16 protein-coding genes and 1 pseudogene are annotated in these 15764 nt (G+C 70.7%); 9 read left to right on the top strand and 8 right to left on the bottom strand.

What is annotated here, in order from left to right; translation table 11 throughout:
- The first annotated feature begins 67 nt into the window (after positions 1–67).
- Positions 68–1144, top strand: coding sequence for an NlpC/P60 family protein (locus OG787_RS26280; protein WP_405536564.1), 1077 nt, complete (start codon positions 68–70; stop codon positions 1142–1144).
- A gap of 311 nt (positions 1145–1455) precedes the next feature.
- On the top strand, positions 1456–2907 hold the full coding sequence (locus OG787_RS26275; protein ID WP_405536563.1) for a PP2C family protein-serine/threonine phosphatase: 1452 nt from the start codon (positions 1456–1458) through the stop codon (positions 2905–2907).
- A gap of 10 nt (positions 2908–2917) precedes the next feature.
- On the opposite strand, the gene OG787_RS26270 is transcribed toward OG787_RS26275, so the two are convergent.
- The 3 genes from OG787_RS26270 to OG787_RS26260 form a co-directional block, all read right to left on the bottom strand.
- A complete protein-coding gene (locus OG787_RS26270) occupies positions 2918–3256 on the bottom strand; it encodes a DUF2516 family protein (protein ID WP_369035797.1) in 339 nt (112 codons plus the stop codon).
- A 147-nt stretch (positions 3257–3403) separates the two neighbouring features.
- Positions 3404–4087 carry a hypothetical protein gene (locus tag OG787_RS26265; protein WP_369035796.1) on the bottom strand — a complete coding sequence of 228 codons (684 nt, stop codon included), beginning with the start codon at positions 4085–4087 and terminating at the stop codon, positions 3404–3406.
- Positions 4088–4187: 100 nt separating this feature from the next.
- Positions 4188–4700, bottom strand: a complete 513-nt coding sequence (locus tag OG787_RS26260) for a helix-turn-helix domain-containing protein (protein WP_405536562.1) — start codon at positions 4698–4700, stop codon at positions 4188–4190.
- Between the two features lie 129 nt (positions 4701–4829).
- Here OG787_RS26260 and OG787_RS26255 point away from each other — a divergent pair, with 129 nt between their 5' ends.
- The 3 genes and pseudogenes from OG787_RS26255 to OG787_RS26245 all read left to right on the top strand — a co-directional run bounded on the left by OG787_RS26255 (position 4830) and on the right by OG787_RS26245 (position 6892).
- Positions 4830–5333: an NUDIX domain-containing protein gene (locus OG787_RS26255; RefSeq protein WP_405536561.1), complete on the top strand. Its 504-nt coding sequence runs from the start codon at positions 4830–4832 to the stop codon at positions 5331–5333.
- Between the two features lie 115 nt (positions 5334–5448).
- Positions 5449–5930 (top strand): annotated as a pseudogene (locus tag OG787_RS26250) (TetR/AcrR family transcriptional regulator C-terminal domain-containing protein); the annotation flags it as partial.
- Positions 5931–6220: 290 nt separating this feature from the next.
- The gene (locus OG787_RS26245) at positions 6221–6892 is read left to right on the top strand and encodes an alpha/beta fold hydrolase (protein ID WP_405536560.1); all 672 of its coding nucleotides are present in this window, start codon (positions 6221–6223) and stop codon (positions 6890–6892) included.
- 66 nt (positions 6893–6958) lie between these two features.
- On the opposite strand, the gene gap is transcribed toward OG787_RS26245, so the two are convergent.
- The 5 genes from gap to OG787_RS26220 form a co-directional block, all read right to left on the bottom strand.
- Positions 6959–7957 carry a type I glyceraldehyde-3-phosphate dehydrogenase gene (gene gap, locus OG787_RS26240; RefSeq protein WP_235477149.1) on the bottom strand — a complete coding sequence of 333 codons (999 nt, stop codon included), beginning with the start codon at positions 7955–7957 and terminating at the stop codon, positions 6959–6961.
- A 119-nt stretch (positions 7958–8076) separates the two neighbouring features.
- On the bottom strand, positions 8077–9033 hold the full coding sequence (locus OG787_RS26235; RefSeq protein ID WP_369035792.1) for a GlxA family transcriptional regulator: 957 nt from the start codon (positions 9031–9033) through the stop codon (positions 8077–8079).
- A gap of 24 nt (positions 9034–9057) precedes the next feature.
- Entirely contained in the window at positions 9058–9441 is a 384-nt protein-coding gene (locus OG787_RS26230) for a VOC family protein (protein ID WP_405536558.1), read from the bottom strand.
- A complete protein-coding gene (gene rox / locus OG787_RS26225) occupies positions 9438–10901 on the bottom strand; it encodes a rifampin monooxygenase (RefSeq protein WP_405536556.1) in 1464 nt (487 codons plus the stop codon). Before rox ends, OG787_RS26230 begins: the two co-directional genes overlap by 4 nt.
- Positions 10894–11832, bottom strand: coding sequence for a sigma-70 family RNA polymerase sigma factor (locus tag OG787_RS26220; protein ID WP_405536554.1), 939 nt, complete (start codon positions 11830–11832; stop codon positions 10894–10896). Before OG787_RS26220 ends, rox begins: the two co-directional genes overlap by 8 nt.
- 113 nt (positions 11833–11945) lie before the next feature.
- On the opposite strand from OG787_RS26220, the gene OG787_RS26215 reads away from it, so the two are divergent.
- The 4 genes from OG787_RS26215 to OG787_RS26200 all read left to right on the top strand — a co-directional run bounded on the left by OG787_RS26215 (position 11946) and on the right by OG787_RS26200 (position 15758).
- Positions 11946–12290: a hypothetical protein gene (locus OG787_RS26215; RefSeq protein ID WP_405536553.1), complete on the top strand. Its 345-nt coding sequence runs from the start codon at positions 11946–11948 to the stop codon at positions 12288–12290.
- Between the two features lie 85 nt (positions 12291–12375).
- Complete coding sequence (locus OG787_RS26210; protein WP_369035787.1) at positions 12376–12858, top strand: helix-turn-helix transcriptional regulator; 483 nt, start codon at positions 12376–12378, stop codon at positions 12856–12858.
- A gap of 10 nt (positions 12859–12868) precedes the next feature.
- The gene (locus OG787_RS26205; RefSeq protein ID WP_369035786.1) at positions 12869–13279 is read left to right on the top strand and encodes a VOC family protein; all 411 of its coding nucleotides are present in this window, start codon (positions 12869–12871) and stop codon (positions 13277–13279) included.
- 55 nt (positions 13280–13334) lie between these two features.
- Positions 13335–15758 (top strand): ATP-binding cassette domain-containing protein, encoded by a 2424-nt coding sequence (locus OG787_RS26200; protein WP_369035785.1) that lies wholly within the window; start codon positions 13335–13337, stop codon positions 15756–15758.
- Positions 15759–15764 lie beyond the last annotated feature (6 nt).

The raw sequence follows: 15764 nt of genomic DNA, 5'->3' as shown, positions 1-15764 counted from the left end.
CCATCCCCAGGCGTCCGTAAGTTACTGACGGTTAATCAAGTGGGCGAAAGGTTCGGGGGTACGGGGAATGGGAGCCGGCAAGCGGATTTGGGGCGCGGCAGCCGTGGGACTGGTCTGCGCGGTCACCGTCCTCGGCGGAGCGGGCACCGCGTTCGCGGCTCCGGCACCGACCCCGTCGCCCACGACGACCCCGAGCGTGACGCTGCCGCCGAACAAGGACCTGGAAGCCGTACGCAAGCGGCTGGAGAAGCTCTACCACGACGCCGCGGTCGCCACGGACGCGTACAACGCGGCGGAGGAGGAGACCGAGCGCCAGTCCACCGAGATCGTCGAGCTGGCCCGGGAGATCGTCAAGGGGCAGGAGCGGCTGGCCGAGTTGAAGGACCGCGCGGGTGCCGCCGCCCGCGCCCAGTACCGCTCCGGAGGCCTGCCGCCGGAGGCGCGGCTGTGGCTCAGCGACGATCCGCAGGCCTGGCTGGAGGGCGTCAGCCGGGTCCGGCAGGGCCAGAAGGCGACCACGGGCCTGCTCGCCGAAATGACCCGCACCCAGCAGGACTTGGAGCAGTACACGCAGGACGCCTCGGCCCAGTGGACGAAGCTGGAGGCCGGCCGGAAGGCCAAGGCCGCCGCCCAGAAGACGATCAAGGAGCAGATCGCGGCGGCCGAGAAGCTGGAGTCCGAGCTGGAGAAGGAGGAGAAGGAACGCCTCGCGGAGCTGGAGCGCGAGGCCGCCTACAAGGCGCAGACGTCCTGGCTCAGCTCCGGCATCCTCGACGACATCGACGGCAAGGCGACCGCGCAGGGCAAGAAAGCCGTGGAGTTCGCGACGGCCCAGATAGGCAAGCCGTACGAGTGGGGCGCCGAGGGTCCGGGCTCGTTCGACTGTTCGGGGATGACCTCGGCGGCCTGGGCGGCGGCCGGCGTCACCATCCCGCGCACCTCGCAGCAGCAGTGGGCGCAGCTTCCCCACGTCGACGTCGAGGACATGCGCCCCGGTGACCTGATCGTCTACTTCGACGACGCGAGCCACATCGCGATGTACGTGGGCGACGGCGCGATGGTGCACGCCCCGCGGCCGGGGCGGACGGTGACGATCGCGGGAGCGGGGTCGATGCCGATACTCGGGGTGGTCCGGCCCAACTGACCCCGCGAACCATCACGTACGGAACTTTTCACGCCGTACGGCATATTCCGTACAGCGCGTGACCCGCCCCACGTGACCCACCGCACCCACGAGCGCCCTCAGCCCCTCCCGCGGACGTGACATTCGTCATCCCCTGAGGGGCAACCCCGTGCCCAAGTGCGTTACGGAACACGGCATATGACACCTGTGCCACCCCGCCGACGCGCCGCCCCACCATTCCGTTCCTGCCCCGTCAACCGCTATGGTCCCGGTCGGTGGATCGAGACCCCTCGCCCATCGTGCCCTCGGGGGGAGGGAAGGAACCCACGACGATGCCCGTACCCGTACCGCGGCAGAGAGCGATCCCGGCCGTCGAGAACGGTCAGGCGCAGGCTCCCGCCGTGCCCGGAGGAACGCCCTCCGCAGGCGCTCCCGGTGGCCCCGGCCCCCGTGGCCCTTCCGCCGGGACGACACCCGGCCCTGACTCCGCCGGCGCGACCGGGATCACCGCCGGGACCGGCACCGGCACGCAGCTGACCCTGCTGCTGATCCAGGACGACCCGGGCGGCTCGCCCGTCGTGCCCGAGCTGCTCGACGCCGCGGGCAAGCCGATCCGTATCCGTACGGCCCGCAACCTCACCGAGGCCGAGCGGCTGCTCACCGACGACGTGCACTGCATCCTGCTGGACCTCGCGCTGCCCGCGCCCCCACACACGGAGGACGGCAACGACGACGAGCTGGCGGTGCTCAAGCACGTCCTGCGGCTCGCGCCCCGGCACGCCGTCCTCGCGCTCACCGCCTCCGGCGACGCCGAACGCGGCGCGGAGGCCGTGCGCGTCGGCGCCCAGGACTATCTCTTCCGCGACGAGCTGGACGGCCGGCTGCTGAGCCGCGCGATCCGCTACGCGGTGGAGAGGAAACGTTCCGACAAGGCCGAACGCCGGCTCACCGAGTCCCGACTGCGGGCCCAGGAGAACGCCCGCCTCGAACGCGGCCTGCTCCCCACCCCGCTCCTCGACGGCTCCTCGCTGCGCTTCGCCGCCCGCTACCGCCCCGGCCGCTCCCGCGCGCTGCTCGGCGGCGACTTCTACGACACGGTCCGTACGCCCGACGGCACGGTCCACGCGATGATCGGCGATGTGTGCGGGCACGGCCCGGACGAGGCGGCGCTCGGTGTGGAGCTACGGATCGCGTGGCGCGCGCTGACGTTGGCGGGCCTGTGCGGCGACGCGCTGCTGGGCACGCTCCAGCAGGTCCTGGAGCACGAGCGCGAGAACGACGAGATCTTCGCGACGCTCTGTACGGTCGACATCGCGCCGGACGGCCGCAGCGCGGGCCTGTGCCTGGCCGGCCACCCGGCCCCGCTGCTGGTGCGCCCGGCGCCCGTGCCTTCGGGGTCTTCGGGGTCTTCTGGGTCTACGGGGTCTACGGGGTCTACGGGGTCTACGGGGCCCTCGGAATCCGCTGTGGCGGAACTGCTGCCGTTCGACAACAACGGCCCCGCGCTGGGGCTGCTGCCGGGGGCGCGCTGGCCCCGTACGCAGGTGCAGTTGGGGGCCGAGTGGACGCTGATGCTCTACACGGACGGCCTGATCGAGGGCCATGTCGGCGAGGGGCGGGAACGGCTCGGCCAGGACGGCATGGTGGCGATGATCCGCCGTCAGCTGGCCCAGGGCCTGCGCGGCGAGAAGCTGCTCCGGGCGGCCGTGAGCGAGGTGCGCAGACTGAACGGCGGGGAGCTGACGGACGACCTGGCCGTACTGCTGCTGGACCGAGTGGCGTAGCCCTCGGGCTTCAGCGGCCGCCGTTGTAGGGGCCGTACGGGCCGTCGCTGCTGGAGCCGCCGCCCCTGCGGCTGCGGCCACCGCCCGGGAGACCGCGCAGGGCCGGGCGTACGTCGACCATGTACACGATCGTCGCGACCAGGCCGATGATCGGCAGGAACGACAGGATGTTGAAGATCAGGTTCACCACGAAGGCGAGGGCCAGGACGATCAGCCAGAACGGCTTGGTCTTCTTGTCCGCCGCCCGGTAGGCGTCCTCGCGGCGCACGGCGGCGTCGATCAGCGCGAAGCCGCTGAAAACGATCAGGGCCACGCTCAGCAGCCACATGAACCCTGCGAACCCCTGCATCAGCACAACGTCCACCACCAAGTCCGTCAGTTCGTATCTGCGGTCACCGTACCCGTATCCGCAAACCCGCTACCCGGAGAACGGGCCGGGCACGCATGGAGTGCCCGACCCGTCCCCGTACACGCGGTTTCACCCGCTCGGCTCTGCCTACTTGGCGGGCGGAGTCGTCTTCTTGGCGGCCGGCTTGCGGGCCGGGGCCTTCTTGGCGGCGGTCTTCTTCGCCGGGGCGGGCGCGGCCTTGGCCTCGACGGGGGCGGGCGTCGTCTCCGCGGTCGCCGTCTTGACCTCGGCCGACTCGGCCTTCGGCTCGGACTTCGGCTCGACGGCGACGGCCAGTTCCTCGATCTCCTCGGCGGCCTCGCCGCGCCAGGTCTTCACGGCCTGCTCGCCGTGCTCGGCGACCTTCTCGTACGTCTCGCGCGCCTTCACGGCGTACTCGGCGGCGACGCCGACACCGCGCAGGGCGAGGTCCTGGGCGCTCTCGCCGAGCTTCTTGAGGTCGGCGTCGATCGTGGAGCCGAGCTTCTTCAGGTCGCCGTCCAGCGTGCCGATGAACTCGCCGACCTTGGTCTGGATGGTCTCCTGCGCCTCCTTGGCACGGAGGGCGGCCTTCTCCTGCGCCTCCTTGGCACGGGCGGCGGCCTTCTCCTGGACCGCCTTCGGGTCGGTGCCGCGGACGGCCTCGATCCGGGCCGGCGCCTCGGTACGCAGCTGCTCGACCAGACCGGGGACCTTCTTGGCCTGCTGAAGGGCGAGGTCGGCGGTGCCGGCGGCGAAGTAGAACGGGGTGGGGTCGCTGAAGGTCTTGCGCAGGTCGTCGGTGATGGCCATGGTGATGGTCCTCCCGGGTTGCTTGGGGCTGAGGGTTTTGGGTTGCGGCGAACGTCGGGCCGGTCTCACGTGCTGCACATGCATCAGCTCATCAACTGCATCAACTGGCCGTCTGTTGCGGGTCGGCGTCGGCGTCGCTGCCGGTGCCTATGTGTTCGTCCGGATCCGCCGTGTCCGCTGCATCCGCTGTATCCGCGTCGGTGTCCGGAACGTCCGGCACAGGGACGTCCATCGAGGCCGGCGCGCTGTCCGGATCGGCGATCTCGAACCCGTTCTCCCTGCGGAAGGACTCGTAGATCTGAAGCAGCACCTGCTTCTGCCGTTCGTTGAGGGTCGGATCGGCGAGGATGACGGCACGCGTCTCCACATCGACCCGGTCACGCTCGGCGTCGAGGATGCCGGCCCGGACGTACAGCGTCTCGGCGGAGATCCGCAGCGCCTTGGCGACCTGCTGCAACACCTCCGCGCTCGGCTTGCGCAGCCCGCGCTCGATCTGGCTCAGATACGGATTGGACACCCCGGCGGCATCGGCGAGCTGCCTGAGCGACAGCTGCGCGGTGCGCCGCTGTTCACGCAGATACTCACCAAGATTGCCGACGTTGAGCGATGCCATGAGTCCAGCTTGCCGCACCGTTGCTAACTATTGCAAGCAGGCGCTTGCAAAAGTGCGCTACGCCACTGCGGCTGGGCGCTCCGGTCGGCAGAGGCGGCGTTGTCAGTGGGCCCTGCCAGGGTGTGCGTCGTGGACGAACTGGTGGAGCGGGTCGACGATCAGGATCGTGTGCTGGGGGTGGTGGTCAGCCGTCGGCAGGCCGTCCGGGAGGGTTGGCTGCACCGGGTCGCCGTGACGGTGTGTCGTGATGAGCGTGGGCGGATCCTCGTTCACCGGCGGTCGGAGCAGCTGTCGCGCTTCCCCGGGCTGTACGAGGTCGTGGTCGGTGGCGCCGTGGGTGTCGGTGAGTCCTATGAACGGGCCGCCGCGCGGGAGCTGGCCGAAGAGCTGGGCGTCCGTGTGCAGCCGCGCCTGCTGTTCACGTTCCTCAACCGCAGCGGTCTGAGCCCTCACTGGCTCGGCGTGCACGAAGCCGTGGTGCCAGAGGCCGTGGCCGCCGATCCTGATGAGGTCGCCTGGCATGGCCGGCTGACCGAGCCGGAGCTGCGGTCGGCCCTGCTGGAGTGGCCCTTCACCCCCGACAGCCACGAAGCCTTCAGCCGGTATCTCGCGTTCAGGACCGCGCGGTCCTGACCGAGCGCGCCTCGCGGGCCGGGACGCCTGCGTAACGCCTGCTTGACGCCTGCTTGACGCCTGCTTGTGGCCAACGCGCCTTGTCCGGGCGGCTGTTCGTGATGGGGCCACGCCCGAGATCCACCCCGAGGAGCAGCCCGGTGACGGGCGGGAGGCGTTGCGCGTCCTCGCCCGGCGCACCAGGCAGGTCGCCGCTCTCCGTCCCGTATGGATGGCCGACGTGCTTGGCGGTCGCCCGACCCCGGGTCCGAACGGGCTCGCCGTGACCGAGGCCGAGCCGGCCGCCCTCGACGGGCTCGCCGACCTCGACACCGTCATGCGCGCCGTGCCGTGGAGACCGTCAGCGCCTACGTCATCGGCGCGATGAGGCGGGAGACCGCGAACCTGCGGGCCGAGCGCGCGACGGGTCTGTCCAAGCTCGACCGGCAGCACGCCTCCGGCCCGCAGGTGACGGCTGGCATGCCGGCCACAGGCCGCTTCCCGGCGCCGGCCACGGCCGTGTACGACGGCACGGACATGGACGCCGGGACATCGTTCGCGACCGACCTGGAGCGGGGCCTCGACGCCGTGACCGCCAAGATCGCCCGGCCGTCGGCGGAACGCTCGGCCCCTGCCACCGTCGTCGCCAACCTCACCCGGCCACCGGCGCGACCCTCGCCTCCTGCCACCGTGACCGCCACCCTCACCTAGCCGTCAGCGGGACGCTCGGCTCCTACCGCCGTCGTCGCCAACCTCACCCGACCACCGACGCGACCCCCGCCTCCCACCACCGTGACCGCCACCCTCACCCGACCACCGACGGGACGCTCGGCCCCTGTCGGCTGGGGTCGTCGCTCCCCTGCCTACCAGCCGGACTCGTCCGGTTCTGTCTGGCCTACGATGGCGCGGTGAAGTTCGTGATGGTGCCCGGGGGTTGGCAGGGCGGGTGGGTGTTCGACTCGGTGGCCGCCGAGTTGCGCCGGGGCGGGCATCACGTCGAGGCGGTGACGCTGTCGGGGCTGGAGTTGGACGGCCCGGTCGATGTGGACCGTCCGCCGAACCTCGACACCCATATCGACCAGGTGGCCGAGATCGTCGACCGGAGCGACGGAACCCCCCTCGCGCTGTGCGGGCACAGTTACGGCGGGATGGTGATCGCCGGTGTCGCGGATCGGCTCGGCGACCGCCTCGATCAGCTCGTCTTCATCGACGCCTATGTCCCGGACGACGGGGATTCGTGCTGGTCCTTGACCAGCGACAGCTTCCGGGAGTCGTTCATAGCTGGCGCCCGTGCCGACGGTCGATGGGTCGCGGTGCCCGAGGGGCTCGACCCTCGTGCGCGACCGCATCCCATGCCGAGCTTCGTCCAGTCGATCAGGCTGGGAGGCAGTCCCGGCCCCGCCCTCGGCCGGACGTACATCAGTGGTGGCGCGTGGGCGGGCAGCCCGTTCGTGGCCCTGACCGAACGGCTGCGCGACGACCCGGGCTGGCGGGTTCACGAGATTCCCGTCGGGCACAACATCGCCCGCCGTGACCCGTACAGCCTCGCGGCCGTTCTCGGCGCGCTGCCGCCCGGCTGAGAGCCTGACAGCCCTGGCCGACCAGACCGGTCGACCAGAGCCCTCGAGAGAAGTGACTGCGTCCCGTCAGCCGGTGGCGAGGAGTTCGAGCGTGTCGATCACACGGTTCGAGAAGCCCCACTCGTTGTCGTACCAGGCGACCACCTTGACGTGACGGCCCTCGACTCGGGTGAGGGCCGAGTCGAAGATCGACGAGGCCGGGTTGCCCACGATGTCCGACGACACCAGCGGGTCCTCCGAGTATTCGAGGACGCCTGCCAGCGGGCCCTCCGCCGCCGTGCGGTACGCCGTCAGCACGTCGTCGCGGGTCACGTCGCGGGCGACGGTCGTGTTCAGCTCGACGATCGAGCCCACCGGCACCGGTACGCGGATCGAGTCGCCCGACAGCTTGCCGTCGAGGTTCGGCAGCACCAGGCCGATCGCCTTGGCGGCGCCGGTCGTGGTCGGCACGATGTTGACGCCGGCGGCCCGGGCGCGACGGGCGTCGCGGTGCGGACCGTCCTGGAGGTTCTGCTCCTGCGTGTAGGCGTGCACCGTCGTCATGAACCCGTGCTCGATACCGGCGAGGTCGTCGAGCACCTTGGCCAGCGGCGCGAGCGCGTTGGTCGTGCAGGAGGCGTTCGAGACGATCGTGTGCACGGCCGGGTCGTACGAGTCGGAGTTGACCCCGAACGCGAGCGTGACGTCGGCGCCGTCCGAGGGCGCGCTGACGAGCACCTTGCGCGCGCCCGCGTCGAGGTGGGCGCGGGCGGCCTTGGCCGAGGTGAAGCGGCCGGTGGCCTCCAGGACGATGTCGACGCCGAGTTCGGCCCACGGCAGCTGCGCCGGTTCGCGCTCGGCCAGCACCTTGATCCGGCGGCCGTCGACGACGAGGGTGTCCCCGTCGACGGTCACCGGGCGCCCGAGCCGGCCGGCCGTGCTGTCGAAGGCGAGCAGCCGGGCGAGGGTGGTGGGCTCGGTGAGGTCGTTGACGGCGACGATCTCCAGGGCGCTGTCGCGCTCCAGCAGGGCGCGCAGCACATTGCGTCCGATGCGGCCGAATCCGTTGATGGCGATGCGAGTCATGAGTGGTGTCCCTTTCCGTCCAGACCCTTCGCCCCCAGGCTCGCGCGCGGTCGGCGCCGCTGACAGTGGCGGGATCGCCATGGTTCGAAAGGATCCCGCCATGCCCGTATGTGAGTAGGTCACTCGCCTCGGGTGAACGTGCGCCGGTACTCACTCGGAGTCGTCCCGAGGATGCGCTGGAAGTGCAGACGCAGGTTCGCGCCGGTGCCGAGCCCGATGTCGGCGGCGATCTGCTCGACACCGCGCTCGGAGCGCTCCAGCAGTTCGCGGGCCAGGTCGATCCGGGCCCGCATCACCCACTGCATCGGCGTGTAGCCGGTCTCCTCGACGAAGCGCCGGGAGAACGTACGCGGCGAGACGCCCGCCTGTCGCGCCAGTATGTCGAGGGTGAGGGGCTCGCCGAGCCGGTGCAGCGCCCACTCGCGGGTGTCGGCGAACCGCTCGCCGAGCGGCTCGGGGACGCTGCGGGGCACGTACTGGGCCTGGCCGCCGCTGCGGTAGGGGGCCGCGACCAGCCGCCGGGCCGCGTGGTTGGACGCGGCCACGCCGAGGTCGCCGCGCAGGATGTGCAGGCACAGGTCGATGCCGGAGGCGGCGCCGGCCGAGGTGAGCACGCTGCCCTCGTCGACGAACAGCACGTTCTCGTCGACCTGGACGAGCGGGTGCCTGGCCATGAGTGCCCGCGTGTAGTGCCAGTGCGTGGTGGCACGCCTGCCGTCGAGCAGGCCCGTGGCGGCGAGCGCGAAGGCGCCGGTCGAGATGGCGGCGAGCCGCGCACCGCGCGCGTGGGCGGCGATCAGCGCGTCGACGACGGCCTGCGGCGGATCGTCGCGGTCCGGGAACCGATAACCGGGCACGAAGACGATGTCGGCCCACGCGAGCGCGTCGAGGCCGTCGGCGACGTAGTACGCGAGACCGTCGCCGCCGGTCACCGGACCCGGCGCCGCCCCGCACACCCGCACCTCGTACGGCATGCTCGCGCGGGTCGAGAAGACCTGCGCGGGAATCCCGACATCGAGTGGCTTAGCACCCTCGAGCACAAGAACGGCGACGCGATGCAGGCGGGGGACGGGCACAGGAAGAGGTTACGTGGGCCCTCCTCAACCCCCCAGCAAAGCCCGGCAGATACAGAAGGGATGACCTGCCGGGTCGGTCAGGACCCGTGCCCTGGTGGGGTCGTGCGGCTGGTGATCCGGTTTGCCCGCGCCCAGTTGCAGCAGTCGGGCCTCTGCCTCGTCCAGGTCCGGCACGTCGAAGCACATGTGCAGCTGCTGGGGGACGGCCTGGCCGGGCCAGCGCGGAGCCCGGTAGTCGTCGACCCGTTGGAAACCGAGGAGGAGTCCGTCCTCACGGTTGAGACCCGCGAAGTCGGCGTCCGACTTCGGGTGGGGTTCGAAGCTGGTGGCCTGCTGGTAGAACTCCGCCAGAGCCAGTGGATCAGGGCAGTCGAGCGTTATCGCGACCAACTTCATCTGCAGGGTCATGGCACCTCCGGTCCGAACCACTTCGCCAGCCGGTCGCGCAGTTCGCGCTGCTCCGCACCGGCCCACGCGACATACCCGTCCGGTCGCAGCAGTACCGCGGGCACGTTCAGCTCCTGTCCGGTATCCACGACGTGGTCGACGCGGTCCGACCAGCCCGCCGTCGAGAGGCCGCCCGTCCGGTCGAGGAGGAGGCCTCGGCCGGTGCGCAGCCGCTCGTACAGGCGTCCCTGCTTCAGGGGTACGTCGCGCAGGCGGCGGCCGAGGAGTTCGTGGCCCTCGCCGAGGTCGTAGTGAACGCCGATCGCGGTGATCTTCTCGATCAGGTAGCGGTTGACGTCCTCGAAGTCCATCAGTTCCGACAGGAGCCGGCGCACCGACCGCGGGCCCGGCTCGGCGGACAGGAGCAGCATCTGGGCGCGGGTGTTGTCCAGGACGTCGGCGGCCACCGGGTGCCGTTCGGCGTGGTAGCTGTCCAGCAGGTCCGCCGGTGCCCAGCCGCGCACCTCGGCGGCCAGTTTCCAGCCGAGGTTGAACGCGTCCTGGATGCCGAGGTTGAGGCCCTGCCCGCCGACCGGCGGGTGGATGTGCGCCGCGTCGCCGGCCAGCAGGACCCGGCCGGTGCGGTAGCGCTCGGCCTGGCGGGTGGCGTCGCTGAAACGCGAGAGCCAGCGCGGGGAGTGCACGCCGAAGTCGGTACCGGCGTACGCCCGCAGCTGCCGTTTCACCTCGTCGAGGGTCGGTGGGACCGAGCGGTCCTCGGTCACCCCCGCCGCCGGTACGACGACTCGGTACGCCCCGTCCCCGAGGGGCCCGAGGCCGAAGCCCCGGTGCGTCTCGCGGACCTCGGCCACCACGGTGGCCACCGTCTCCTGCGGTACGTCCACCCGCATCTCGCCGATCAGCGTCTCGACCCGGGCGGACTCGCCGGGGAAGCCGACGCCGAGCAGCTTGCGCACGGTGCTGCGGCCGCCGTCGCAGCCGACGAGGTGGCGCGAGCGCAGCCTCGTACCGTCGGCGAGTTCCGCCGTGACCCCGGTCCCGTCCTCGCTCTGGCTCAGCCCGACCAGCTCACAGCCGCGCCGGATCTCGGCGCCGGCTTCGACGGCGTGCTCCTCCAGGAGGCGGTCGGTGAGGGTCTGCGGGATGCCGAGTACGTAGGCGTGCGCGGTGTCCAGGTCGGGCGCGGGCTTGGTGATGCCGGCGAAGAAACCGGCGCCGACCGGGTACTTCTTGCCGTGTTCGAGGAACCGTTCGAGGAGTCCGCGCTGGTCCATCACCTCGATGCTGCGTACGTGCAGACCGAGCGAGCGGACGACCGGGGTCGGTTCCGTGTCCCGCTCCAGCACGACCACGCGCACATCGTGCAGCCGCAGTTCGGCGGCCAGCATCAGGCCGGTGGGCCCACCGCCGACCACGATCACGTCAATGTCGAAGTCACTGTCACTGTCACTGTCACTCATGAAAACCCCCGTCCGACGGCCCGGCGAGCCGGTTCGCCGATCGCTCGTACGCCCTCAGTTTCTCGGGTGTCAGGATCCAGTACAGCCCGTCGATCCCGTCCGGTCCGACGGTGGCGCTCATCAGGGCGACGGCTGTCCCGTCCTGGGCGATCAGCAGGGCGGGGCCGCCGTTGGCCTCGACGATGCCGTAGTCGGCACCGGGGAAGAACTTCTTGGCGAAGACGGTGATCATGGCCACGCGTCCGGCGCCCAGGACCGCCAGCCGTGCCGCGCCGCGCATGCCGTTGCCGTCCGCGTAGGCGACGACATCGGCGGACAGGACGTCCTCCAGCGCGGCGACGTCACCGTCCCGGGCCGCCGCGACGAAGGCTTCCAGCAGCCGCCGGTGCTCCGCCGTGTCGACGGGGGCGCGGCGCTCGGCGGCCAGCCGCTTACGGGCCCGGCTGACGATCTGCCGGGTGTTGGCCTGGCCCAGCTGGAGCATGCCCGCGATCTCGTCGTACGGGTAGTCGAACGCTTCCCTGAGCACATAGGCAGCCCGCTCGACCGGGTTCAGCTTCTCCAGGACCAGCAGTACGGCCAGTTCCAGCGCCTCGCCGCGCTCCGCGCCGACCTGTGGATCCACCCGGGTGTCCACGAACTCGGGCAGCCACGGCCCGACGTACGCCTCGCGCCGGACCCGTGCCGACTGGGCCACGTTGATCGCCAGCCGGGTGGTCGTCTTCGCCAGGAACGCCCCGGGATCCAGCACCGCGCCCCGGTCGGCGCCCTGCCAGCGCACCCACGCGTCCTGCACCACGTCCTCGGCCTCGGACACACTGCCCAGGACGCGGTAGGCGATCCCGAACAGCCTCGGCCGCAGCCCCTGGAACACGTCCGCCGCCGCCTCCAGCCCGGCGTCCAGCTCCTTGAGCGGCCGTTCGTCGTCCATGGTGCCGATGCCTCCGTCTTCGCAGGTCAACCAGGCGTACCCCGGAGCGAGGACGGCCCGCCCCCTGGATCCTACGGGGGCTCCCCATTCCGCCGAACACCGATAATCCGATCGTGGACACCTCGGACGACGGCCCGGATCTCGCCCCCGCTCTACGGGAGGCCGGCAACAACCTGTGCGGTGTGCTGCGCGGGCACCTCGACGCCTCGGCCGTGGCCGAGCACTTCGTCCGGGCCGGCTGGACGTCCCGGTCGTCGTCCTGGGACGCGTACGAGGTCGGGACGGGCTGGTGCCGGGTCGACCTCGAGCCGGCCGACGGGCCGGACATCCTGCTGAACGGTGTCATCGCCCCGGACGGGCTCGACGCCCTCGCGACGCTCCTCTCCCGGCTCGGACTGCGCTTCGGCCTGGAGCTGTACGACGACGAGGGCGGCCTGTGCCGGGAGATCACCGTCTGATGCCCTCGCGCGGGGGCCGCAACGCCCCTGGGGCCGGTCGTTCAGGCCCTGACCGGCCCCCGTACCCCGGTGGTACGGTCGCCGCATGGACCCGCAGGAACTCGCCAACCTCGCGCATCTGCGTCGGGCACGGGATCTGATCGACCGGGAGTACGCGCGTCCGCTGGACGTGCCGACGATGGCCAAGCACGCGCTGATGTCGCCTGCGCACTTCTCGCGGCGGTTCCGGGCCGCCTATGGCGAGACGCCGTACAGCTATCTCATGACCCGGCGGATCGAGCGGGCGATGACGCTGCTGCGCGGCGGGATGAGCGTGACCGACGCGTGCATGACCGTCGGCTGTACCTCGCTGGGCTCGTTCAGCTCGCGGTTCACCGAGATCGTGGGGGAGACGCCGAGCGCGTACCGCGGGCGGGGGCACGACGCGGTGACGGCGATGCCCGCGTGCGTGGCGAAGGTGTTCACGCGGCCCAGCCGGAACCCCGTACCGAGCCCGGACGCTCCCGAAGCCGCGGCCGAAAACATGCCGAGCAGGATTCGAGAAGCGGGCCGTACGGCCGCCGCCTAGCGTGGTCGGCATGGACATCGCACTGCACTACTGCCACATCACGGTCAACGACCCCGACGAGGCGCTCGCCTTCTACCGCGACGCGCTCGGCTTCGAGGTCCGCAACGACGTCGCCTCCGGCGGCTTCCGCTGGGTCACCCTCGGCAGCCCCGCGCAGCCCGACCTCGAACTCGTCCTCTCCGAACCGCACGCGGGCCGCTCCCCGGCCGACGGCGACGCCCTCCAGGAACTGCTCACCAAGGGCGTCATGCCCATGTTCGTCTTCCGCACCGACGACCTCGACGCCATGTTCGAGAAGGTACGGGCTTCCGGCGCCGAGGTGCTCCAGGAGCCCATGGACCAGCAGTGGGGCCCGCGCGACTGCGCGTTCCGGGACCCGTCGGGCAACCTCGTACGGATCTCGCAGAAGCCGAAAGGCTAGATACACCCGCAAGAGACCGTAAGGATGTAAGAAAACCGGACGATACGGAGACCCGATGAGCAGGCCCCCGAAGTCGGCCCAGCCGGCCCCGAAGCCGGCCGCCGAGCCGCACAGCGCCGACAGTCATGACCTCATCCGTGTGTTCGGTGCGCGCGAGAACAACCTCAAGGACGTCAGCATCGAGCTGCCCAAGCGTCGGCTGACGGTGTTCACCGGTGTCTCCGGTTCCGGCAAGAGTTCCCTGGTGTTCGACACGATCGCCGCGGAGTCGCAGCGGCTGATCAACGAGACGTACAGCGCGTTCCTGCAAGGCTTCATGCCGACGCTGGCGCGGCCCGAGGTCGACGTGCTCGAAGGGCTGACGACCGCGATCATCGTCGACCAGCAGCGGCTGGGCTCCGACCCGCGCTCCACGGTCGGCACGGCCACCGACGCCAACGCGATGCTGCGCATCCTCTTCAGCCGGCTCGGACAGCCGCACATCGGCCCGCCGAGCGCGTACTCGTTCAACACGGCGTCGGTGCGGGCGAGCGGCGGGATCACGGTCGACCGCGGCGCGGCCAAAACAAAAACAGTGAAGGCGACCTTCAACCGCACCGGCGGGATGTGTACGCGCTGCGAGGGCCGGGGCGCGGTCTCCGACATCGACCTCACCGAGTTGTACGACGACTCGAAGTCGATCGCCGAGGGCGCGTTCACGATCCCCGGCTGGAAGTCGGACAACGTCTGGACCGTCGGCATCTACGCCGAGTCCGGCTTCCTCGACCCGAACAAGCCGATCCGCCGCTACACCAAGAAGGAGATGCAGGACTTCCTCTACCGCGAGCCGACGAAGGTCAAGGTCAACGGCGTCAACCTCACCTACGAGGGCCTGATCCCGAAGATCCAGAAGTCGTTCCTGTCCAAGGACAAGGAGGCGATGCAGCCGCACATCCGCGCTTTCGTGGAGCGGGCGGTCACCTTCACGACCTGCCCCGAGTGCGAGGGCACGCGGCTGAGCGAGGGCGCGAGGTCGTCGAAGATCGGCAAGTTCAGCATCGGCGACGCCTGCGCGATGGAGATCCGGGACCTGGCGGAATGGGTACGCGGCCTGGACGACCCCTCGGTCGCCCCGCTGCTCACGGCGCTCCAGCACACGCTCGACTCGTTCGTGGAGATCGGCCTCGGCTATCTCTCGCTGGACCGCGCCTCGGGCACCCTCTCGGGCGGCGAGGCGCAGCGCGTCAAGATGATCCGCCATCTCGGCTCCTCCCTCACCGACATCACGTACGTCTTCGACGAGCCGACGATCGGCCTGCACCCGCACGACATCCAGCGCATGAACGACCTGCTGCTGCGGCTGCGCGACAAGGGCAACACCGTGCTCGTCGTGGAGCACAAGCCCGAGGTGATCGCGATCGCCGACCATGTCGTCGACCTCGGCCCCGGGGCGGGTACGGCGGGCGGCACGGTCTGCTTCGAGGGCACGGTGGAGGGCCTGCGGACGGGCGGCACGGTCACGGGCCGCCACTTCGACGACAGGTCCACGCTGAAGGAGTCGGTCCGGAAACCCACCGGCACGCTCCCGATCCGAAACGCGACGAAGCACAACCTCCAGGGCGTGGATGTGGACATCCCGCTGGGGGTGCTGTGCGTGGTGACGGGCGTGGCGGGATCGGGCAAGAGCTCACTGATCCACGGCTCGCTGGTGGACACCAAGGGCGCGGTCACCGACGGGGTGGTGTCGGTGGACCAGACCCCGATCCGCGGCTCCCGGCGCAGCAACCCGGCGACGTACACGGGACTCCTGGACCCGATCCGTACGGCGTTCGCCAAGGCCAACGGGGTGAAGCCGGCCCTGTTCAGCGCGAATTCGGAGGGTGCGTGCCCGACCTGCAACGGTGCGGGTGTCATCTACACGGACCTGGCGATGATGGCGGGGGTGGCGACGACCTGCGAGGACTGCGAGGGCAAGCGTTTCCAGGCGGCGGTGCTGGAATACCGCCTGGGCGGCCGGGACATCAGCGAGGTGCTCGCGATGTCGGTGACGGAGGCGGAGGAGTTCTTCGGCGCGGGCGACGCGCGTACGCCGGCCGCGCACCGAGTCCTGGACCGCCTGGCCGACGTGGGCCTCGGCTACCTCAGCCTCGGCCAGCCGCTCACCACCCTCTCAGGCGGCGAACGCCAGCGCCTCAAGCTGGCCACGCACATGGGCGACAAGGGTGGCGTGTACGTCCTCGACGAACCGACGACCGGCCTCCACCTCGCCGACGTCGAACACCTGCTCGGCCTCCTCGACCGCCTCGTGGACGCGGGCAAGTCGGTCATCGTGGTCGAACACCACCAGGCGGTGATGGCCCACGCCGACTGGATCATCGACCTGGGCCCCGGCGCAGGCCACGACGGCGGCCGAATCGTCTTCGAGGGCACTCCGGAGGACCTGGTGGCGGCACGCTCGACACTGACGGGGGAGCACTTGGCGGGGTACGTGGGCGGCTGAGCGGGC

Origin of the sequence: Streptomyces sp. NBC_00075 (assembly GCF_045041225.1) — a bacterium.
In the GTDB taxonomy this organism is placed as follows: Bacteria; Actinomycetota; Actinomycetes; order Streptomycetales; family Streptomycetaceae; genus Streptomyces; species Streptomyces adonidis.
This window is presented reverse-complemented; position numbering and strand designations above follow the sequence as displayed.